This is a genomic window from Kitasatospora sp. NPDC057500 (genome assembly GCF_042802195.1).
In the GTDB taxonomy this organism is placed as follows: domain Bacteria; phylum Actinomycetota; class Actinomycetes; order Streptomycetales; family Streptomycetaceae; genus Kitasatospora.
This window is the reverse complement of sequence record NZ_JBHVER010000004.1, coordinates 60,913-81,801: the sequence shown is the minus strand read 5'-3', so window position 1 is coordinate 81,801 and position 20,889 is coordinate 60,913. Positions and strand designations below refer to the sequence as shown.

At 75.4% G+C, this 20,889-nt stretch carries 16 protein-coding genes; 5 read left to right on the top strand and 11 right to left on the bottom strand.

Annotated features, from left to right (window positions below; translation table 11 throughout):
* Positions 1-92: 92 nt before the first annotated feature.
* From ACFU74_RS01810 to ACFU74_RS01780, 7 genes are all read right to left on the bottom strand, one after another.
* On the bottom strand, positions 93-1,619 hold the full coding sequence (locus ACFU74_RS01810; RefSeq protein WP_380750154.1) for a GMC oxidoreductase: 1,527 nt from the start codon (positions 1,617-1,619) through the stop codon (positions 93-95).
* Positions 1,616-3,097, bottom strand: coding sequence for an FAD-dependent oxidoreductase (locus tag ACFU74_RS01805; RefSeq protein WP_380750151.1), 1,482 nt, complete (start codon positions 3,095-3,097; stop codon positions 1,616-1,618). The genes ACFU74_RS01810 and ACFU74_RS01805 overlap by 4 nt, the downstream gene beginning before the upstream one ends.
* Complete coding sequence (locus tag ACFU74_RS01800; protein WP_380750148.1) at positions 3,094-3,516, bottom strand: hypothetical protein; 423 nt, start codon at positions 3,514-3,516, stop codon at positions 3,094-3,096. Before ACFU74_RS01800 ends, ACFU74_RS01805 begins: the two co-directional genes overlap by 4 nt.
* A complete protein-coding gene (locus ACFU74_RS01795) occupies positions 3,513-4,943 on the bottom strand; it encodes an aspartate aminotransferase family protein (protein ID WP_380750145.1) in 1,431 nt (476 codons plus the stop codon). The genes ACFU74_RS01800 and ACFU74_RS01795 overlap by 4 nt, the downstream gene beginning before the upstream one ends.
* Positions 4,940-6,343 (bottom strand): NAD(P)/FAD-dependent oxidoreductase, encoded by a 1,404-nt coding sequence (locus tag ACFU74_RS01790; RefSeq protein WP_380750142.1) that lies wholly within the window; start codon positions 6,341-6,343, stop codon positions 4,940-4,942. The genes ACFU74_RS01795 and ACFU74_RS01790 overlap by 4 nt, the downstream gene beginning before the upstream one ends.
* Positions 6,340-7,575, bottom strand: coding sequence for a DegT/DnrJ/EryC1/StrS family aminotransferase (locus ACFU74_RS01785; RefSeq protein ID WP_380750139.1), 1,236 nt, complete (start codon positions 7,573-7,575; stop codon positions 6,340-6,342). The genes ACFU74_RS01790 and ACFU74_RS01785 overlap by 4 nt, the downstream gene beginning before the upstream one ends.
* A gap of 149 nt (positions 7,576-7,724) precedes the next feature.
* Entirely contained in the window at positions 7,725-8,951 is a 1,227-nt protein-coding gene (locus ACFU74_RS01780; RefSeq protein WP_380750136.1) for a GNAT family N-acetyltransferase, read from the bottom strand.
* Positions 8,952-9,325: 374 nt separating this feature from the next.
* Between ACFU74_RS01780 and ACFU74_RS01775 the strand changes: the two genes are divergently transcribed.
* Positions 9,326-9,637 (top strand): hypothetical protein, encoded by a 312-nt coding sequence (locus tag ACFU74_RS01775; RefSeq protein WP_380750133.1) that lies wholly within the window; start codon positions 9,326-9,328, stop codon positions 9,635-9,637.
* 135 nt (positions 9,638-9,772) lie between these two features.
* Positions 9,773-12,859: an amino acid adenylation domain-containing protein gene (locus tag ACFU74_RS01770; RefSeq protein WP_380750130.1), complete on the top strand. Its 3,087-nt coding sequence runs from the start codon at positions 9,773-9,775 to the stop codon at positions 12,857-12,859.
* A 7-nt stretch (positions 12,860-12,866) separates the two neighbouring features.
* On the opposite strand, the gene ACFU74_RS01765 is transcribed toward ACFU74_RS01770, so the two are convergent.
* Complete coding sequence (locus ACFU74_RS01765) at positions 12,867-13,808, bottom strand: GlxA family transcriptional regulator (RefSeq protein ID WP_380750127.1); 942 nt, start codon at positions 13,806-13,808, stop codon at positions 12,867-12,869.
* Positions 13,809-13,879: 71 nt separating this feature from the next.
* On the opposite strand from ACFU74_RS01765, the gene ACFU74_RS01760 reads away from it, so the two are divergent.
* The 3 genes from ACFU74_RS01760 to ACFU74_RS01750 all read left to right on the top strand — a co-directional run bounded on the left by ACFU74_RS01760 (position 13,880) and on the right by ACFU74_RS01750 (position 16,769).
* Positions 13,880-14,512, top strand: coding sequence for an HD domain-containing protein (locus ACFU74_RS01760; protein ID WP_380750124.1), 633 nt, complete (start codon positions 13,880-13,882; stop codon positions 14,510-14,512).
* 77 nt (positions 14,513-14,589) lie between these two features.
* Entirely contained in the window at positions 14,590-15,720 is a 1,131-nt protein-coding gene (locus ACFU74_RS01755; RefSeq protein ID WP_380750121.1) for a hypothetical protein, read from the top strand.
* Complete coding sequence (locus ACFU74_RS01750; protein ID WP_380750118.1) at positions 15,717-16,769, top strand: polysaccharide pyruvyl transferase family protein; 1,053 nt, start codon at positions 15,717-15,719, stop codon at positions 16,767-16,769. The genes ACFU74_RS01755 and ACFU74_RS01750 overlap by 4 nt, the downstream gene beginning before the upstream one ends.
* A 7-nt stretch (positions 16,770-16,776) precedes the next feature.
* On the opposite strand, the gene ACFU74_RS01745 is transcribed toward ACFU74_RS01750, so the two are convergent.
* The 3 genes from ACFU74_RS01745 to ACFU74_RS01735 are packed head-to-tail and all read right to left on the bottom strand — an operon-like array spanning position 16,777 to position 20,860.
* On the bottom strand, positions 16,777-17,727 hold the full coding sequence (locus ACFU74_RS01745) for an ROK family protein (RefSeq protein ID WP_380750115.1): 951 nt from the start codon (positions 17,725-17,727) through the stop codon (positions 16,777-16,779).
* Positions 17,724-19,847, bottom strand: coding sequence for a beta-galactosidase (locus ACFU74_RS01740; RefSeq protein WP_380750112.1), 2,124 nt, complete (start codon positions 19,845-19,847; stop codon positions 17,724-17,726). The genes ACFU74_RS01745 and ACFU74_RS01740 overlap by 4 nt, the downstream gene beginning before the upstream one ends.
* Positions 19,844-20,860, bottom strand: a complete 1,017-nt coding sequence (locus tag ACFU74_RS01735) for a zinc-binding dehydrogenase (protein ID WP_380750109.1) — start codon at positions 20,858-20,860, stop codon at positions 19,844-19,846. Before ACFU74_RS01735 ends, ACFU74_RS01740 begins: the two co-directional genes overlap by 4 nt.
* Positions 20,861-20,889: the final 29 nt, after the last annotated feature.

Genomic DNA, 20,889 nt, shown 5'->3' with positions numbered 1-20,889 from the left:
CGCACCGCCGATGCACGCCCCCTCCTGCCCGCCCACGGGCAGGAGGGGCCCGTCAACGACGCCCACTGGTCCGACGTGATCCGGGCAAGGGCCTAGGCCAGGACTCCCCCGGCGATGCGGAAGGCGTTGGCGGCGATGGTCAGGGCCGGGTTGACCGCCGCCGAGGAGCAGAAGACCGAGGAGTCCGCCACCCAGAGGTTGCCGTGCTCGTGGGTGCGGCCGACCGGGTCGACGACACTGGTGGCGGGGTCGGTGCCCATGACGGCGGTGCCGCACTGGTGGGAGTTGGTCTCGATGCCCATCCGGCGGGTGAAGACCAGCGGGTAGCCGGCCGTGCGCAGGGAGCGGGTGGTGCGCCGGACCAGTTCGTGGTGGGCGCGGAGGTTGTTGGGCCGCCAGTGCACGGTGATCCGCCCGGCCGTGTCCAGGACGACGCGGTTGTCCGGGGTGGGCAGGTCCTCGCTGGTCAGGTAGAGGTCGAGGCTGCGGTCGGTGACGAAGCGGCGCACGGCGGCGGGCACGTGGGGCTGCGCCCAGCGCACCATGGGCTCCTGGAGCTTGCCCAGCATCTGGACGTTGCCCAGTGGTGCGCGGCCGCCGCGGGCGAGGTACCAGTCGTTCAGGCCGAGGGTCTTCTGGAAGACCGCCCGGTTGCGGCGGGCGGGGTCGGCGGCGACCAGGAAGGTGCTGTTGTGGACCATGTAGTTGCGCCCGACCCGGCCCGAGCCGTTGGCGAGGCCCGAACGCAGCAGCAGCGCCGCGGTGTTGACGGCGCCGCAGGCGAGCACGAAGCGTTCGGCGCGGATCGTCAGCTCCTTGCCGTCCCGGGTCGCCACCGCGTGCGTCACCCGTCCGGCGGCGTCCGCGTACAGCCGGCCGACCAGGGTGCGGGTGAGCAGCCGGACGCCGCCGGCAGCCAGGGCGGGGCGCAGCGCACGGACGTCGGCGTCGCTCTTGGCGCCGAGCAGGCAGGGGAAGCTGTCGCAGGTGCCGCAGCGCACGCAGTCGCCGCCCTCGCGCAGGTCGATGCCGGTGGGCAGGTGGAAGGGGCGCAGACCCTGGCCGCGCAGGCGGTGGGCGAGGTCGGCGACGGCTTCCTCGTGTTCGACGGCCGGGTGGGGGTAGTCGGTGGAGCGCCAGGGGTCGGTGGGGTCCTCGCCGCGGGTGCCGTGCACCCGGTAGAGGTCCTCGGCGCGGCCGTAGTGGGGTTCCAGGTCGGCGTAGTCGACGGGCCATCCGGGTGAGTCGCCCTCGGCGTGGGCGACCGGGCCGAAGTCGGTCTCGCGGAAGCGCGGGAGGGTGGCGCCGTAGACCTTGGTGTTGCCGCCGACGTAGTAGTGGACGCCGGGCCGGAAGGGCTGCCCCTGGGCGTCCTGCCACTGGTCGCCGTTGCGGTAGCGGCCCCGGACGAAGACGGCCTCCGGGTTCCAGTTCTGCTGTTCGCGCGGCAGGAAGTCGCCGCGTTCGACGACGAGGATCCGGGCGCCGGAGTCGCGCAGGGCGTAGGCGAGGGTGGCTCCGCCCATTCCGGAGCCGAGGATCGCGAGGTCGAAGGTGAGCTCCGGTCCGTCCGGTTCGATCACGCCCGGGGGCCGGTGCGGTGTCTGGTCGTGCGTCATCCTGTGTTCTCCCGTCGGGTGGGGTTCAGCAGGCGTTCGGTGATCTCGTGGGCGAAGGCCATCACGGTGCCCTGGGGGCTGATGCCGGTCGCGCCGGGGAGCACCGAGGAGTCGCAGAGGTGGAGGTTGTCGTAGCCGTAGGGCCGTCCCTGCGGGTCGCAGATCCCGCCGCGGGCGGGGGCGCCCATCGGGCAGGAGGCCATGGCGTGGACGGAGACCAGCGGCCAGTCGGCGAGCGCGCTGTGTTCGGCGCACTGCCGGGCCTCGTCCTCGGTGCGCAGCGGCGGGCCGGGGAAGGGCGGGTGGACCTCGCTGGCGCCGGCGGCCAGCAGCAGGCGGGCGGTGCGGTGCAGGGCGGCGCGCAACAGTCGGCCGTCGGCGGCGGTGATGCGGTGGCGCAGCAGGGTGTGGCCGCCGGGCAGGGCGGTGACGGCGACCGGTCCTTCCACCCGGACCTGGGCGGTGAACAGGGCGACCCGGTCGAGGTCGGCCAGCAGGGTGTGGACGGTGTCGGGGTCGTGGCCGACCAGTGCGGCGGCGAGGGCGCCGGGGGTGAGGTTGGCGGGCATCACCAGCAGGCCCTGGTCCTGGAAGTGCTGGAGCTGGGCGGTGAAGATGGTGCCGCGGGTGGCCCGGACGGGTTCGCGGAAGCGGGCGACGACCTTGAGGTTGACGTGGACGGCGGTGTGCCGGCCGGCGTGGCGGCGGTGGATGCCGCTGCGCTGGAGCAGGGCGGGGGTGCCGATCGGTCCGGCGGCGAGGACCACGGTGCGCGGCCGGTAGGCGAGCGGTTCGCCCTCGGGGCCGAGGGCGTGGACCTCGGTGACGGTCCGGCCGCGGTGGCGCAGTTTCAGCACGCGGGTGCGGGGGTGGATGCGGGCGCCGTGGCGTTCGGCGGCGGGCAGGTAGCTGAGCAGCATGCTCTGCTTGGCGCCGGAGGGGCAGCCGGTGGGGCAGCGGTTGGCGTGCGAGCAGCCGGGGGCGGCGCGGCGGGCCGCGGCCCAGTGCCAGCCGAGGCGGTCGGCGCCGTCGGCGAGCAGCCGGGAGTCGCGATTGCCGTCGCCGGGGTGCTGGGCGGCGACGCCGAGGCGGCGGGTGATCTCGCGCAGGTGGCGGTCCAGGTCGGTGCGGCGGTAGCCGTCGGTGCCGGCCCGGTCGGCCCAGCGGTCGAGGAGTTCGGCGGGCGGTTCCCAGAGCAGGCCGCCGTTGACGACGGTGGTGCCGCCGACGCAGCAGCCTTCGCCGAAGGCGATGACGGGCCGGCCGTGGATGGGGGCCAGTCCGGCGTGGCGGTAGAGGCGGCGGAGGTTCTGGGCGGGTGTGGAGGCGGCGATCTCGGCGGTGGTGACCCGGGGGCCCTCTTCGAGGACGACGGTGCGGCGGCCGGCCTGGGCGAGGCCGAGGGCGGCGACGCTGCCGCCCGCGCCGGAGCCGATCACCAGGGCGTCGCAGTCGATCGGGCGGGCCGCCCGGCTCATCGGGAGACCCTCCGGTCGGCGGTCAGGGGCGTCGGGTGGTGGCCGGTGGCGTCGAGGCCGAGGGCGTCGAGGGCGGCGGGGCCACGGACGGCGGGGGCGCCGGCCGCGGCGGCGTCCAGGCCGCTGTACAGGGCGAGGGTCTCGGCCGTGCGCACCGCGGTGCCGAGCAGGGGCAGGCGCTCCACCCGGCGCAGCCCGGCCAGCAGGGCGGCGGGCGGCGCGGCGGCCGGGCGGCGGCCGGTGAGCAGCAGGAGTGCGGGCGGCACCAGCCGCAGTGCCAGGGCGAAGCCGGCCCGGTAGTGCGGGGCGAGCCGGCCGAGGCTGCCGAGGACGTGGGCGCGGGCCGCCTCGCCGGGACCGGGCTCGCGCAGGGCGGGGTGGCGCAGCGACCAGATCCGCAGGAGCAGGTCGGCGTTCACGGGCGGAGCCTCCCGGCGGCCAGTTCCTTGGCCAGTCGGCCGAGCAGGCGGGCCGCGCCCTGTCCGAGCACGTCGTCCAGGGCCCGCAGGAAGGTCTGCGCCTCGGGTTCCTCGGCGACCAGCGGCGGGGCGACGATCAGCGGCAGGCCGTGGTTGGAGCCGAAGAAGGTGAGCACGCCGTGGTCGCGGTAGAGGGCGGCGATCACCGCTCCGGTGATGAGCTTGGTCCGCAGCCGGGGGTCGCCGCCGAGTGCTGCCGGGAGCAGCGGCAGCAGTCGGTCGAGCGAGGCGGGTCCGGCCTTGAGGAAGACGCCGTGCAGGGCGCCGCTTCCGGCGGTCGAGGCGACCAGGGCGGGGTGGCGCCGGGCGATGTCGCGCAGGCCCGGTTCCAGGACGGCGCCGAGTTTGCGGGCGCGTGCGGGGTAGTCGTCCTCGACGGCGACGGCGACGGCCTCCAGCGCGGTGGCGGTCTCCTCGCCGAAGCCGTAGTAGGTGGTGCTGTGCAGGGTGGCGTCCCGAAGGTTGTCGTAGGCGCGGCGGAAGACGGGTTCGCGGGCCACGTACCCGGCGATGGACGCCTTGCCCCCGCCGAAGGACTTGGACATGGTCACGACGTCGGGGACCAGCCCGGGGTGGTGCATGAAGTGGAAGAGCGCGCCGGTGCGGCCCCAGCCGGTGTAGACCTCGTCGAAGACCAGCACGATGTCCCGTTCGGTGCACAGCCGGCGGACCTCGCGCAGGAACGCCCCCGAGCACTGGCGCAGGCCGGAGGCGCTGAAGGGCTCCAGGACCACCGCGTAGACGTCGCTGCCGCCGTCGAGGGCCCGGTGGCGGTCGAGCGCGAGGGCGAAGGAGTCGGGGTCGTCGTAGCCGAAGAAGTCGGTGCCGGGGATCCGGGGGTAGTCGAAGTGGAGTTCGGGCGAGGCGGTGAGGCTGCCCGCGCCGAGGAGCTTGCCGTGGAAGGAGATGTCGGAGTGCAGTACCGTGCCGCGCCGGCCGCCGTGGTACTTGTAGGCGAGTTTGACGGCGCCTTCGACCGCCTCCGCGCCGGAGTTGGGGAAGTAGCTGATGTTCAGGTCGCCGGGGAGCAGCCGGGCGAGGTTGTGGCTGAGGGCGGCGACGTAGGGCGAGAGGTAGTTCTTGTGGACCTCCATCCGGCGCTGTTCGGCGAAGCGGCGGCGGGCGGCGAGGATCCTCGGGTGGTTGTGGCCGTGGTTGAGGACGCCGATCCCGCCGGTGAAGTCGAGGACGCGCCGGCCGTCGCGCAGGGTGATCCAGCAGCCCTCGGCGCTCTCGACCTGGTCGTGCCCGAAGCCGAACGCCCCGACCAGGGAGACCTGGCTGCGGCTGACGAAGCTCCGGTAGAGCGTGTGCACCTGCTCCTCGGTCAGCTTCTCGGCGGCCGCGATGTCCAGCAGGTCGTTCATACCGCCTCCTCGGTCGGTGTCGTGCGGAGTTCCGCGCGCTCGCGGGTGCGGATCCGGTCGGCGATCAGCCGTCCGGTGTTCCGGCCGTGGCGTACGGCGTAGTTGGTGCCGCGGTCCTCAGGGAAGACCTGCGCCATGCTCGACATGTAGAGGCCGGGCACGGCGCACTCGGCCTCGGGGACGCGCCGGGAGTACCCGGGGGTGATCACCGGCTGGGCGTGCTCGGCCCGCCAGACGTGGTAGCGGCGCACCCAGTCCTCGCGGAAGCGCGGGAACATCCGGCGCAGGTGGGGCAGGCTGTGGCGGTAGACCTGCTCGTCGCTCATCCGGTACAGCTCGGCGTCGACGGGGAGGTACTTCGACAGGTAGACGAGGTGCCGGCCGCCGTAGCGGTCGGGCGGGTCGAGGTTGGTGTGCTCGATGACGCCGACGTAGGGGAACGCCGGGTCGGTGACGTTGAGCCAGTAGGTGTCGGACAGGGCGCGGTGGTTCTCCAGGACCAGGCACAGGTTGGCCAGGTAGGGGACGGAGCGCAGCCGGCGGACCAGCCCCGGGAGGGCGGGGTGGGCACCGGGGTCGGCGTCGAGCATGCCGGCCAGCAGGCCGGGGGCGGTGGTCACCAGCACGCGGCGGGCGCGCAGGGTGCGCCCGCCCGCCCGGACGCCGCTCACCCCGTGCCGCCCGACCAGCACCGCGTCCACCGGGGTGCCGGTGCGCAGTTGGACCCCGAGTTGCCGGAGCCGGTCGCGCCAGGCGTCCAGCAGGGCACCGGAGCCGCCGCGCAGGTAGTGCAGCACCTCGCGGCCGGAGCGGGAGCGGCTGCCGCCGCGCAGGTGCAGCTTGGTCCACATCCAGGTGGCGCCGACCTGGGAGGCGTAGGAGCCGAACTTGCCTTCCAGCAGCGGGCGCCAGACCACCTCGTAGGCCCGGCGCCCGCCCAGCTGGACCAGCCACTGCTCGGCGGTGAGCGACTCCAGTTCCCGCCAGTGCCGCACCCGGCCGGCCCGCAGCGCGGAGAGGCCGAGGCGCAGCCGGTCGGCCGGCGGGAGCGGGGCGAAGCGCAGGACGTCGAACGGGCTGGAGAGGCGGTAGACGGCGTTGGCGTGGTAGACGCCGGTGCTGGTGGGGTGGCGTTCGATCAGGTCCGCGCAGCCGAGTTCGGCGCAGAGCCGGAAGATCTCGCGGTCGGAGTCGAACCAGTGGTGGTAGAACCGCTCCAGTTCGCGGCCGCCGACCGGGAAGGTGGCGGCCAGGCCGCCGATCCGGTCGGCGGCCTCGACGACCTGGCAGCGCAGGCCGGCCAGGGCGAGTTCGTGCGCGGCGGCCAGGCCGGTGAAGCCGGCGCCGACCACGATCACGTCGGCGTCGACGGCGTCGTGTGCTGGGTCGGCGGCGGTCACGGGCCCAGCACTCCGGCCACGGCGGCGTTGAACCGTTCGGCGACGGCGTCGGCGTCGGCCGGGGTGCTGCGGGTGGTCAGGCCGAAGTCGGCGCCCAGGTAGGTGTCGGTCAGGCCGATGGTGAGCGCGAGCGAGCGGGCCAGCACGGCGTCGGTCTGCGGCAGCGCGCCGGTGCGGTAGTCGTGCCGCACCTTGTCGGGCGGCCGGCGGAAGGGGCTCGGGCGGGGGTCGCCGGCCATCAGGGCGGCGAATTCGGGCAGGCCGCCGTAGTGGTGCTTGGGCGAGTGGAGCAGGGTGCGGGTGCCGAGTTCCTTGGCGACGGCGTCGGCGCTCGCCGCGTCGTCGAAGAGGTAGACCAGCAGGGTGGCGCAGTCGCCGTCGGCGTCGTGCAGGGGGCGCGGGCGCAGGCCGTCGCGGGCCGGGATCGCGGCGGACAGCGCCCGCGCCAGCGCCCGGTTGTGGTCCAGGATGGCGTCCAGGCGGCCGAGTTGGGCGCGGGCGACGGCCGCGGTGAAGGCGTTCATCCGCAGGTTGAGGCCGAACAGCTGGTCGCCGTCGCCGGTCTCCTGCCCGTAGGGGAACCAGCCGTGGTGGTGGAAGGAGTAGGCGCGCTGGAAGACGCGCTCGTCCGGGGTGAGCAGGAAGCCGCCGTCGCCGCCGGTGATCACCTTGAAGATGTTGGTGGAGAAGGCGCCACTCTGCCCGAAAGTGCCGACCGGACGGCCCCGGTAGGTGGCCCCGCAGGCCTGGGCGGCGTCCTCCAGGAGGTACAGGCCGTGGTCGTCGGCGATCTGCCCGAGGGCGGTCAGGTCGCAGGGCGCGCCGAGCATGTGGATCGGCATGACGGCCTTGGTGCGCGGGGTGATCCGGGCCAGCACGTCGGCCGGGTCGAGGGTCAGCGACTCGTCGACCTCGGCGATCACCGGGGTGGCGCCGGCGAAGACGACGGCCGACACCGAGGCGGTGTAGAGGTAGCCGGGCACGATGACCTCGTCGCCCGGGCCGATGCCGAGTGCGGCGAGGGCGGCCAGCAGGGCGGAGGTGCCGCTGTTGACGGCCAGGCAGTGCGGGCTGGCGAAGCGTGCGGACAGCTCCTCCTCCAGGCTGCGGACCTGGGCGTCCACCCCTGGTGGACGGGAGTGCGCGTCGGAGGTGGCGAGCCAGGAGTCGACGACTTCGAGGAGGTTGCGGCGCTCCTCGGCGCCGAAGTACGCGTATCCGGGACCAGGCATGCAGGCTCCTAGGGCGGAGGTCGATCGGTGGTCGGTCGGATGTCGGAGCGGGGGCCGGCCGGCGCGCTCGGCGGGCCGGCCGGGGGCGCTCCGGTCGGGAAGCGCTCCGGTCGGGGGGCGCTCCGGTCGGGGGCCTTCCGGGAAGCGCGTCAGAAGACGACCGGGCAGAACGGGGCCGGGTCGTGGCGGAACGCCGTGGCGGCGGCCCGGACGGCGCCGGGGCGCAGCTCGCGGACCAGGCCGGCCCGGGCGAGCTGCACCAGGGAGGTGCCGCCGAGGTGCAGCGCGCCCAGCTCGCGGGCCGTCAGCTCCAGGTCCGCCGGGGCCGTGGTGGGCCGGCACTCGCCGCCCTCGGGGCCGGTGCGCAGCCGGAAGCGCCGCTCGTTCCACGGGCAGAGCGGGTCGGTGACGTCCAGGACGATCTCGGTCTCGGTGGCGTAGCCGCGCTGTTCCAGCGCCCGGTCCACGTCCACCAGGCGCACGTGCAGCTGGTCGCGCAGGACGGGTGCGGCGCTGCGGGGGTCGGTGAGCAGGGCGAGCACCGGGTCGTCCACCGGCCGGTCGGCGACCACGCTGCCGGCCAGGTCGACGTCGAGCAGGGCGCGCCACAGCGCCGCGTGGGAGGCGGGGTCGCGGGCGAACAGCTCGCGCACCGACACCTCGTAGCGCGGCACCGAGTCCTCCCAGGCCGCGGTCAGCCGGTAGAGGGCGTAGCCGGAGGGCTCCCCGTCCGCCTCGGCCACCATGCAGAGCAGCCGTCCGGAGCCGCCGCGGTGGTCGGGCAGGTCGAGGACGGCGCGGGCGGCCCAGGCGGCGTTGCGGCCCAGTGTCCCGGGGCGCTCGCCTGCGCACTGCGCGTAGACGGCGGCGAGCGCGGCGGTGTGCTCCGCCGGTTCGCCGATCCGGACGGTCCGCTCACCGGCGTCCACCCGCAGGTCACGGGCGTGCCGGTGGATCCGCACCTTGGCGGCCTGGCTGGCGAGGCCGAAGCCGAAGCGGCCGTAGATGCCGGCCTCGGTGGTGTTGAGGGCGGCCACCGGTTCGCCGCCCTCGTGCAGGGTGTGCAGGACCCGGCGGACCATCGCGCTCATCACGCCGCGCCGCCGGTGCTCGGGCGCGACGCTGACGTAGCCGAGGCCGGCCACCGGCCGCGGCCCGCCCGGCAGGGTCATCTCCAGGGAGTAGACGGCGCAGGTCCCGCTGGTGCGGCCGCCGGTCCTGGCGACCAGGGACCGTTTGGGTTCGAAGACCGACGCGGCCGAGGCGTGGTAGTCCGCGGAGTGTCCGTAGCCCCCGTACGCCAGCTCCACGACCGGAGCGATATCCTCCCAGGAATCTGCGGCGGATATCTCCGGAGCGGACATGAATTCGGGCATGCTGATCACGCTCTCCTCGCATACTGAAGATTTCTGGAATTCAGATCATGACGTACCGGAATATGAGACAGCGCGTTTCCAGAGACTGGTGGACCAGCGCACACGGGGGCCCGGTGACCGGACCACGTCAGAAGCCACAGGTATAGCACGATCGAACCACGCGACGTCAAGGATCCGGAAGGGCAGTGTTGTTGATCGGAAAAGCAGGATTGGCCGGCCGTCGGAACCGGAATTCAATGGTTCGCATCCAGCGCTCTTGTGATCAATGAAACATTCACTCAGACTCGGCTGCGGCGGATGATCCCTGGTGCAACCGGCGATCCATTCTGATCCGCCCCCCTGCCCGTTTCTCTGATCCCAGCGAGGAGACAGGTATGAGCAACCCCAGGTTCATCGCCGGCAACACGGCCATCGACGAGTGGCAGCAGCACGTGGAGGAGGACAACGGCACCGGCATCTACATCGATGTCGACACCTCGGCCGGCAACTTCGCCGAGACGCCCGTCTACACCGCCAACCTCTGCGGCCGCGACTCCATGTGGACGACCACCGGCGGCAACACCATCTACACCCCGACGGCGAAGGGCTTCCGGATCTACGTCCGCTGGCAGGACGGCCGTCCGCTGCCGGTCGAGTACGCCGTGAGCCACGGCTGGTACATCAGCTGGGTGGCGACGGAGGTCTGAGACCCGCCGCAGTGCCGTTGAGGCTCTGATCCGCTCCCGGGCCGGCCGGCGCCCGCACCTGCTGCGGCCGCGGGCCGGCCCGGTCGCGCCGGGCCCGCCCCGTCCTCGTCCTTGTTCGGCAACCAAGGGAGATCCATGCGAGCCCCGACCGAGCGGAAGCTGGGCCAGTACTGCGGCGACACCGTCCCCCGCCACCCGGACGTCACCGCCTGGAGCCTCATCGAGGCGGCGGCCGCCCGCACCCCCGACGCCGTCGCCGTCGAGCATCCCGGCGGCACCCTGACCTACCGCGCGCTGCTCGACCGGGCCGACACCCTGGCCGCCCGGCTGGCCCGCGCCGGGGTGGGCCGGGGCGACCTCGTTCCGCTGGTGATGGCCGGCGGGCCCGAACTGCTGGTCGCCATGCTCGCCGTGATGCGCTCGGCCGCGGTGTTCGTCCCGCTGGACGAGCAGTGGCCCGGCCCCCGGCTGCGCCCCATGGTCGACGCCTGCCGACCCGCCGTCGTCCTGCTCTCCCCGGGCGCCGGCACCGACGGCTGGACCGTGCCTGCGCTCGCCGTCGACCCGGTCCCCGGTCCCGTCCCCGACCCCGCACCGCCCGACCCGGCGCCGCCGTCGCCGCTGCCGCCGCCACTGGCCGCGCGGACGCCCGAACCGCCGTCGCCCGAACCGCCGCGGCCGGACGAACTCGCCTACGGCTTCTACACCTCGGGCTCCACCGGGACCCCCAAGTGCGCCCTCAACCTGCACGGCGGCCTGGCCAACCGGCTGCTCGCCATGGGCCGCCGGTTCGGCACCTCCCCGCACAACGTGGTGCTGCAGAACAGCCGGCACACCTTCGACTCCTCACTGTGGCAGCTGCTCTGGCCGCTCACCTGCGGCAGCCGGGTGGTGATCCCCCGCCCCCACGACATCCTCGACCTGACCGCGACCGTCGAGGTCATCCGGCGCCACCGCGTCACGATGACCGACTTCGTGCCCACCATCCTCACCGCCCTCGTCGAACTGCTGGAGTCCCGGCCCGAGTTGGTGCCCGGTCTGGGCAGCCTGCGGATGCTGCTGGTCGGCGGCGAGGAGATCGCCCCGGAGAGCGTGCGCGCCCTGCGGGGGCTCCTCCCGCAGCTGCGGGTGACCAACACCTTCGGCCCCACCGAGGCCTCGATCGGCTCCGTCTTCCACGAGGTGACGCCCGAGGACTCCGTCCCCGTGCCGATCGGCCGGCCGATCGACAACACCTGGGCGATCGTGCTGGACGAGCACGGACGGCCGGCCCCCGACGGGGAGATCGGCGAGATCTGCATCGGCGGCGCCTGCCTGGGCACCGGCTACCTCGGCGACCCCGAGCGCACCGCCCTGGCCTTCGTCGGCAACCCCTTCCCCGCGCTCCCGGGCGAACGGATGTACCGCACCGGCGACCTCGGCCACTACGGCGCGGACGGACTCCTCTACTTCGACGGCCGGCGCGACCAGCAGGTGAAGATCGGCGGCGTGCGGGTGGAGCTCTCCGAGATCGAGCACGCGATCGCCTCGCACCCGCTGGTGCGCGAGGCCAAGGTGCTGGTCGGCGACCAGGGCGGCGGACAGCACCTGGCCGCCTTCGTCACCCTGCGCGGAGAACTGACGACGGAGCGGCTGAGGGCGCACCTGCGGACCCTGCTGCCGTCCGAGCTCATCCCCAAGCGGTTCCTCCGGCTCGACGCCGTCCCGGTGAACGGCAACGGGAAGACCGACCGCAAGGCCCTCGCGGAACTCCTCGCGACACGCGCCCCGCTGGACCCGAGCGGCTGGAGCGCTGCCGGGAGCAGTACCGAACGCACCCTCGCCGAGCTGTGGAACGCCCTGCTGCCGGAACCCGTCACCGGCCCCGACGCCGACTTCTTCGACAGCGGCGGCGACTCGCTGCGCGCCCAGCGGCTCGCCCTCGCCGTCTCGGCCCGCTTCGACACCCCGCTCTCGATCCGGGACATCGTCCACGCGCCCACCATCGCCCTCCAGGCCGCCGCCCTCGACGGCCGCCGCACCCCGCCCGCCGCCCCGCCCGCCGACGCGGCCTCCGCCGGCGACCTCACCCTGCCCGCCGACATCCGCCCGGCCGGCGTCCCGGCCGACCCGCCCCGGCACCTGCTGCTCACCGGTGCGACCGGCTTCGTCGGCGCCCAGCTGCTGCGCGACCTGCTGGACGGCACCGACGCCACCGTGCACTGCCTGGTCCGCGCCGACGGGCCGGCCGCGGCGCGCCGCCGGCTGGCCGACGCGCTGCACCGGTACGGGTTGTGGTCCGAACGGAGCGGCCACCGGATCCACGCCGTCCCCGGCGATCTGGGCAGCCCCCGGCTCGGCCTCTCCCCCGCCGACCACCACCGGCTGGCCGAGCGGATCGACACCGTGGTGCACGCCGGCGCCATGGTCAACCTGGTCCGCGGCTACCACGCCCACCGCCGCACCAATGTGACCGGCACCGTCGACCTGCTCCGGCTCGCCGCCACCGGCCGCCCCACCATGGTGCACTTCATCTCCACCCTGGCCGCCTGCCCGGCCGGACCGGTCGGCGACACCCCGCTCCCCGAGCTGCCGGTCCCCGCCGACCGCACGCCCGACACCGGCTACGGGCAGTCCAAACGGGTCGCCGAACACCTCGTCCAGCTCGCCGGCGACCGCGGCATGGCGGTCGCGGTGCACCGGCTCGGCGAGGTGATGCCCGCCACCGGCACCGGGATCCCCAACCCCGGCTCCCGGGTCGAGCTGCTCATCCGGGCCTGCCTGCGGGTGGGCGCCTACTTCACCAGCGACCTCAGCACCGACTACACCCCGGTCGACCACGTCGGACGGCTGCTGGTCGCCGCCGTCACCCACCGCCAGCCCGGCTACTTCCACCTGCTGCGCCCCGGTCCGCTGCCGCTCGACGACCTGCTCGGCGCCTTCGGGGCCGCGTTCGGCCTGCGCAAGGTCGAGTACCGGGACTTCTGGCAGGCCGTCCAGCGGACGGCGGCCGCCGAACCCGACGACCGCCCGCTCGCGGGGGCGCTCGCCCTGCTGCCGGTACCGACCACCCGCCCCGACCGCTCGCCGATGGCCTTCGAGGACGCCGCCGCCCGCTTCAGCACCACCCGCGCAGCCCACCTCGCCACCCTCGCCGCCGCCCGCCCCCTCCCCTCCAACCGCGACGGCCTGCTCCGCTACGTCGCCTACCACGCCGACCAGCTCGACCGCGCCGACCGCTGACCGGGGGCTACGCCCGGAAGGTGACCCGGTACTCCGCCGGCGAGGTGCCGACATGGCGGTGGAAGGCCGCGCGGAAGGCGGCCGGACTGCCCAGGCCGCTGAGCCGGGCGACCTGCTCGACGGGCGTCGCCGTGGTCTCCAGGAGCTCACGGGCCCAGTCGATCCGGACGGCGGTCAGCCAGGCCATCGGCGAGGTGCCGGTCTCCTGCTGGAAGCGGCGGATGAACGTCCGGCGGGACATGTGGGCGCGCCGGGCCAGCTCGTCCACGCCCTGCCGCTGGGCGAGGTTCTCCAGCATCCAGGCGCGCAGCGGCGCGAGCTCGTCCCCGCGCGGGGCCGGGCGGAAGCGCTCGATGAACTGCGCCTGGCCGCCGGGGCGCTGCGGCGGGGCGACGAGCGCCCGGGCGCGGGCGTTGGCGGCCGCCGCGCCGTGGTCCCGCCGGATGACGTGCAGGCAGAGGTCGATGCCGGCGGTCACCCCGGCGGAGGTGAGGATGTCGCCGTCGTCGACGAAGAGCAGGTTCGGCCGGACGTCGACCAGCGGGTGGCGGCGCTGGAGGGCGGCGGCGTCCCGCCAGTGGGTGGTCGCGGGCCGCCCGTCCAGCAGCCCGGCGGCCGCCAGCGCGAACGCCCCCGTGCAGATAGACACCAGCCGCGCGCCACGCGCGTGCGCCGAGCGGAGCTCCGACAGCACCGCGGCGGACGGCGGGGTCTCCGGGTCCGTGTATCCCGGGACGACGACGGTGTCGGCCTCCCGCAGCGCCTCCAGCCCGGCCGACGTGACGACCGTGAACCCGCCGCTGACCACCGGCCCGGCCGACGGGTCGGTGCAGACCGTCACCCGGTAGTGCGGGTCCGGCCCGAAGGCCTGCACCGGAATGCCGAGGTCCAGCGGAAGGACTCCTGGAAGCGCCAGCACCACGACCCGGTGCTCATCGACGGCCGTCATGGCACGATCCTAGCGGTACCCGGTCCTGGTGCCACTGTCGGGGACGGGCGGAGGATCCCTAGCCTGCGGTCATGGACTTCTCACTCGACCTGCCGACCGGCCCCCTCGCCGAGGCGGTCCTCTCCGCCGTGCACACCTCCACCACCCCTTCGGTGGCCAACCACAGCCTGCGCAGCTTCCTCTTCGCCCAGCTCGTCGCCGCCCACGAGGGCTGCCTGGAGGACGCCGCCTACGACCGCGACCTGCTGTTCGCCGCCACCGTCCTGCACGATCTGGGCACCGGCGACCTCGCCCCGGGCGAGGCCCGCTTCGAGGTCGAGGGCGCGGACCTGGCGGCCGGACTGCTGAGGCGCCACCAGGTCCCCGAGGCGGACGTCGACCGGGTGTGGGAGGCGATCGCCCTGCACACCTCGCCCGGCATCGCCGAGCGCCGGGGCCTGCTCTGCCACCTCACGCGCGAGGGCGTGGGCGTCGACTTCGGCCGCAGGGCGGAGGTCGTCGCCCGGTGGGAGCCGCGGATCCACGCCGCCCACCCCCGCCTCTCCATGGTCCGTTCCCTGGTCGACGCCATCGTGGAACGGGCCGCCCGCTCCGAGGCCGCGGCCCCCCGCTACTCCATCGGCGGCGAACTGCTCCGCGAACGCCGGGCCCACGGCGTGACCGAACTGGAGCGGGCCGCCCTTTCCTCGCCCTGGGGTCCCTAGGCCCGCGCGGGTGGACACCGGGCGTGTGCGCGCGCCGCCGGGCGGGCGGGGCGGGGCGGGCCTGGTAGAAGCGGATGGTGAGCTGCCGCAAGGAACTGGTCGTCGAGGATGTCAGGTGCGAACCGACCGCGCGCGGTTGGCAGTTGTCGGCCGCCGTCCGGTCCGGGACGCAACTCCCGGCGGCGCGGCTGCACTTCACCGTGCCCGGGGGCGAGGACGGGTGGCTGGCCGAGCGGGGTGACGCCTTCCTCGCCGCGCTGCTGATGCCGGCGATGGGCCTCGGCGCGGAGCTGGTGGTCGACGCCCCGGTCTCCGGCCGGCTGCTGCGGTCGGCGCGGACCGTGATGGAGGTCTACGCCGCCTGGTGGGAGCGGCTGCGCGAGGTCCGGGTGGCGGCGGGCGAGCCGGTCGGGGCGCGGCCCGGGCTCGATGCCACGGGGCTGTTCTTCACCCTGGGCGTGGACTCCTTCTACAGCCTGCTCAGGGACGGCGAGCGCCGCGCCGAGCCCGGCCACCGGCCGGTCACCGAGCTGCTGTTCGTGAACTTCGAGCAGCACACCGGACCGGACCACGACCGGCTGCTCGACCGGGTCCGGCGGGTGGCGGAGCACAGCGGCTGCCGGGCCGTCGTGGTCGAGACCAACGTGCGCGCCCTCACCGCCCCGCTGGTCGGCTGGGAGGACTACCACGGGGCCGCGCTCGGCAGCACCGCGCTGGCGTTGCAGGGCCTGCTCGGCCGCTGCCTGGTCGCCGCCAGCTTCGAGTACCGCCATCTGCCGCCGTACGGCTCGCACCCGGTGCTGGACCACCTGTGGTCCACCGAGGCACTGGACGTCGTCCACGACGGCGCCGACGCCACCCGGGCCGAGAAGGTGGCACGCCGCCTGGCGCACTCCGACCTCGCGCTGCGGAACCTGACGGTGTGCTGGCGCGACCGGCCCGGGCGCAACTGCGGGGCCTGCGAGAAGTGCCTGCGGACCATGGTCGCCCTGGAGCTCGCCGGAGTGCTCCGGCGCTGCGGGACGCTGCCCGGCGTGCTCGACCTGGAGCGGCTGCGCACCGTCCCCATGAGCACGGCGGACGCCCGCGACGCCATGCGCGAGACGGGCCGCGACGCCGGCGCCCGGGGGCGCGCCGACCTCGCGGAGGCGGCCGCACTGGCGGCGGACCGCCACGGTCCGGTGCCCCCGGCGGCGGTGGCGCGGTGACCGGGCTCGGCCGGTGGGCCGGCGACCGGCGCCGGCTCGCCGAACTCCTCGGCTCCTTGGTCGAGCCCTCGACCCGCTGCGCGCTGCTGGGCTTCCCGTACTACGCCAACGTCGGCGACAGCGCCATCTGGCTGGGGGTGCGCGCGCTGCTCGCCGAGCTGGGCGCCGAGGTCGTCTACACCGCCGACCACCACGACTTCTGCCCGGCGACGCTCGCCCGGCGGCTGCCGAGCGGCACCATCCTGCTCACCGGCGGCGGCAACCTGGGCGACCTGTGGCCGAGCCACCAGCGGATGCGCGAGCAGGTGGTCGCCGCCTTCCCCGGGCACCGGATCATCCAGCTGCCGCAGTCCGTCCACTTCGGCGACCCGGCCGGCCTCGAACGGGCCCGGGCCGTCTTCGACGCGCACCCCGACCTGACCCTGCTGCTGCGGGACGAGCCGAGCCTGCGCACGGCCCGCCGGGCCTTCCGCGCCCCCTCCTCGCTCGCCCCGGACTGCGCCTTCGCGCTGCCCGGCCTGCCCCGGCTCCCGCAGCCCGAGCGGCGGATCCTCTGGCTGCGGCGCGGAGACCACGAGTCGGCCGCCCCCGGCGAGCCCCGTCCGGACGGCGAGGTGCACCGCACGGACTGGACCGCCCAGGAGGGCGCCGACGCGAGCTGGACCGCCGCGGCCCGGCGTATCCGGCGGCGGCTCGAACAGGCCTCGGCCGAGCTCCGCCGGACGTCTGCCGACAGCGCGGCGGCCGAGCTGGCCGACGCCCAGGACCGCCATGCCGAACTCCAACTCCAGCGCGGCTGCCGGCTGCTCGGCAGCGCCTCGGCGGTGGTCACCGACCGGCTGCACGGCCATCTGCTGAGCCTGCTGCTCGGCCTGCCGCACGTGGTGGTGGACGACCGGAACGGCAAGATCAGCGGCTACTGGCAGACCTGGGACCACGACCGGCACCGGTCCGTCGCCCGGCGGGCGCCGGACGCCGACGAGGCGCTCCGGACGGCCGCCGCGCTGCTCGCCGACCCGGCCACGCCCCGGCCGGCCCGCGCCCGCTGAGGCAGCGTCAGAGGAAGCGGTCGATCGCCAGCAGCCCCGCGCCGATCGCGCCCGCGTCACCGGCGAAGCGGGCCGCCAGCACCGGCACGGGCGGGCGGTCGCCGGGCGCGTACAGCCCGTCGGCGAACGCGGCACGCGCCGGTCCGAGCAACAGGTCCCCCGCCGCGACGGGCCCGCCGCCGACGACCAGCACGGCGGGGTCGAACACATTGGCCAGGGCGGCCAGGCCGATGCCGGTGAGCGTGCCCACCCGCTCCAGGATCGCCAGCGCCTGCGGATCGCCGCGGCGGGCGGCCTCGGTGACGGCCCGGCCCCCGTCCGGCGGGCCCTCGCCGAGCAGCCGGGCCAGTGGCGAGGCCGGGCGGGCCGCCGCTTCCGCCCGCCCGCGCCGTCCGATCGCGGCGCCGGACGCCGTCTCGCCCCAGCACCCGCGGCTGCCGCACTCGCACAGCGGCCCCCCGGGCTCGACGACCAGATGGCTGGCCTCGGCGGCGAAGCCGTGCGAGCCGTGCAGCAGCCGCCCGGCGACCACCGCGCCGCACCCGAGCCCGGTGCCCAGCGTCACCAGCACCAGGTGCTCGTGCCCGCGGCCCGCGCCGAGCCGGTACTCGGCCCAGGCGGCGGCGTTGGCGTCGTTGTCGGTCACCACCGGGAGCCCCACGGCGTCCGCGATCAGCTCCCGCAGCGGCGCCCGCGCGAACTCCAGCCCGGGGGCGAAGGCCAGCGCCCCGCTCCGGGCGTCGACCATCCCCGGAAGCCCGACGCCGACCGCCGCCGACCGCTCGCCGCGCACCCGCGCCACCAGGCCCGCGATGGCGGCGACCAGGTCGGCGGCCGTGCGGCGCGGTGTGGCGCAGCGGGCCCGCGCCGCCACCGTGCCGTCGGCCGCCACCCGGACCGCCGCGATCTTGGTGCCGCCGACGTCGATGCCGACCGCCTCCGCCGGGGGCTCGGTCACGGCCCCGCCGGGAGGAACACCCTGGCCTCGCCGCGCTCCGCCGAGGTCCGTACCGCGAAGCCGTCCGGCGCGCGGAGGGCGGACAGGTCGCACGGGCGGTCGGTGCTCAGCAGGTCGCCGCCCACCTGGACCCGGACCGGGACCTGGGCGCCGGTCCGCTCGTTGCGGCCCTTCACGTAGCAGGCGCCGAGCCGGCCGTGCGTCACCTGGACGACGGCGCACCCGCCGCCGACCAGGTCGGCGGTGACGGGGTGTCCGCCGTACGCGGTGCGTGCTCGCACGGGGGCGTCCGAGCGGTTGAAGAGGAATACCAGTGCCTCCCCGGGGTCCTCGGTGGTCCTGCGGAGGTCGAGCCAGGGACCCGGTCTGGCCCGTACGGCGGTGCCGGGCCGGTCGGCCAGCCAGTCCTCGACGGCCGCTGCGACGGGCTGCCCGTCGAGGGCCACGACACCGGTCCCGCTCCGCCGCACCGCCTCGGCCAGTTCGGCGCAGGGGTTCAAGTGCTCGTCGAGCGCGGGCGGTTCACCCACCAGCAGCAGGGAGCCGCCCCGCGCGGCGAAGTCCGCGAGCCGCTGTTGCAGGGCCCGCTCCATGAAGCGGCCGGAGGCGGCGACCAGTGGCCCGGCCGCGGGGTCGGGGGCCGTCCGGCCGGTGAGTTCGGTCAGCCGGAAGGGCAGGTTGCGCCGCAGGCAGTGGGTGACGAAGGGCACCAGGGTGCGGTCGGCCGAGGGCGCCGGCCGGTCGCCGTCGCGCGCCCAGTCCCAGGCGCCGATCGCCGCGTACGGCGGATGGACGCCCCACCGCACGCCGGGTTCCGGGCGGGAGAGCGCGAGCGCCTGCTGCCGCCCGGCCAGGAAGTGGGTCAGCACCCGCAGCGCGGCGAAGGCCGGGCCGGGGCGGGCGTCGAGCAGGATCGGCGCGGCGTCCCCGTACGGCGGCTCGAACGGCGCGAGGTCCCCGGCCGTCTCCGTCGGCAGGGCGCGGTCGACGGAGAGGTGCCGGCCCCAGCCCTCGGTGGCGCAGGCCGGGTAGACGCTGACGCCGGTCGCCCCGCAGGCGACGCCGAGCAGGGTGTGGTGGACCGGCACCACCGGGAAGGCGCAGCCGGCGTCCGCCCAGTCCAGGCCCCAGTTCTCCTCGATGTTGGGGCCCGGTCCCGCCTTGGCCGCGAGCACGTAGTCGACCAGGGCCTCCTCGTCGCGGAGCACGTCGCCCGTCCAGCTGGTGTAGGCGCGGGGCAGCGCGCCGGCCGCGCCGATCCGGTTCCTGGCCAGCCAGGCGTCATGGCGTCCGGCCTCCCGGCCGGGGACGCGGTCCGCCCTGGCCGGCGGCGCGCAGGTGGTGAAGACCGGGACGTCCGTCCCGAGCGCCTCGGCGAGGCCCGCCATCCCGGCGGCGAGTGCCTCGGCCGACCACCTTCCCCAATCCACCTGGGAGCGCAGCCCGTTGGCGGACCTTCCGCCCTCCGCCGGGCTGGGCGGGGCGGTGCCGGGGGCGAAGCGGGCGAAGGCCCCGGTGCCCGGCGGCGAGTAGTCGAGCGCGTCGATCGGCAGGGCGCTCTCGCCGTAGTGCCCCTCGTTGCCGATCTGGGCGGCGACGACCGGGCCGCCCGGGTGGGCGAAGGGGCGAAGGAAGCGGCCGACGGCGCGCAGCCAGTCCGTCGCATCGGCGAGGAAGCCCGGGTCGTGGGCGGAGGGCAGCGTGTACTGGCGGCAGGGCAGCGGCCGGCCGTCGGCGGACCGGGCGGCGGGCCGGCGCGGATCGAGCGTGGGGCTGACCCGGTCGGGCAGTCCGCCGTAGGGCAGTTCGGCGTGGACGAAGGGGCCGGGCTTCACCACCGCGAGCAGCCCGGTGGCCGCGACCAGGTCCAGGAAGCGGCCCAGGTCGCGGCTTCCGTCGCCGTCGCCGTCGAAGCACCACCGCCGACCGTCGCCGTCGGCGACCTCGTGGTGCCGCCAGGGGACGTAGCAGGTGACCACCTCGATGCCGGCCTCGCGGACGGCCGCGAGCTTGGCGGCCCACCGGCCGGGGCGGTCCCGGTAGTAGGGGTACTCGCCGGTGATCAGGAACCGCGGGCGGCCGTCCAGCCAGAGGGTTCCGTCGACGAAGCGGGGCTTCACGGGGCGAGGCCTTCGTCGGCGGCGAGCAGCACCTTCATGGCGCGGTAGCCCTCCCCCGGCGCGACGGCGAGCAGGGCGAGGGCCTCGGCGTACCGTTCGAGCGGCAGGACGTGGGTCACCAGGTCCTCCAGCGGCAGCTCCCGGGCGAGGTCCACCGCCAGCGCGAAGTCCGCCGGCCGGTACGGTCCCGCCCCCACCAGCCGGATGCCCCCGGCCACCAGGGCCCGCAGCGGCACGGTGGCGACGCCGGCCTCCTTCTCGCCCATCACCACGACGGTGCCGCCGGGCGCCGCCGCGCCGAGCAGGCCGCCCGGCAGCGCCCCGGTGGTGTCGACGACGACATCGGGCCGCACCGCCCCGGCCGCCTCCTGCTCCGTCAGCACCCGGACCGTGCGCGGCAGCAGCAGCCGGGCGAGGTCCACCCGGCCCGGGTCCCGCTCGGCGAGGGTGACCCTGGCCCCGCGGCGGGCCAGCACCAGCGCGCACAGCGCCCCGATCGGACCGGCGCCGACCACCAGCACCCGGTCGTCCCAGCGCGGCCCGGCCGCCGCGAGGTTGTTCAGCACGCAGGCGAGCGGTTCCACCAGGGCGCCGCGCCGGTAGGACACCGAGGCGGGCAGCCGGTGGACGAAGCGCTCGGGCACCACGGCGTAGTCGGCCATCGTCCCGTCCCGGTCGACGCCGACCTCGCGGCCCGCCTTCGCCCCGCAGTGGGCCGGCATCCCGCGCCGGCAGGGGCGGCACCGGTCGCAGTGGTAGGTCGGGTTGATCACCACCCGGTCGCCCGGCGCCACCGAGCCGACGCCGGCCCCGGCCGCGGCCACCGCGCCGACCGCCTCGTGCCCCAGCACCACGCCCCGGCGGGCGGGGAACTCCCCCAGCAGGATCGCCCGGTCGGTGCCGCAGATGCCGGTGGCCGCCACCTTCACCAGGACCTCGTCCGGTGCGAACGCGGGGACGGCTCGATCGTGGATCCCGGGCCGGCCCACGTCCTCGAACACGACGGCCTTCATGCGCAGCCTCCCAGCGGATCGTTCACCCA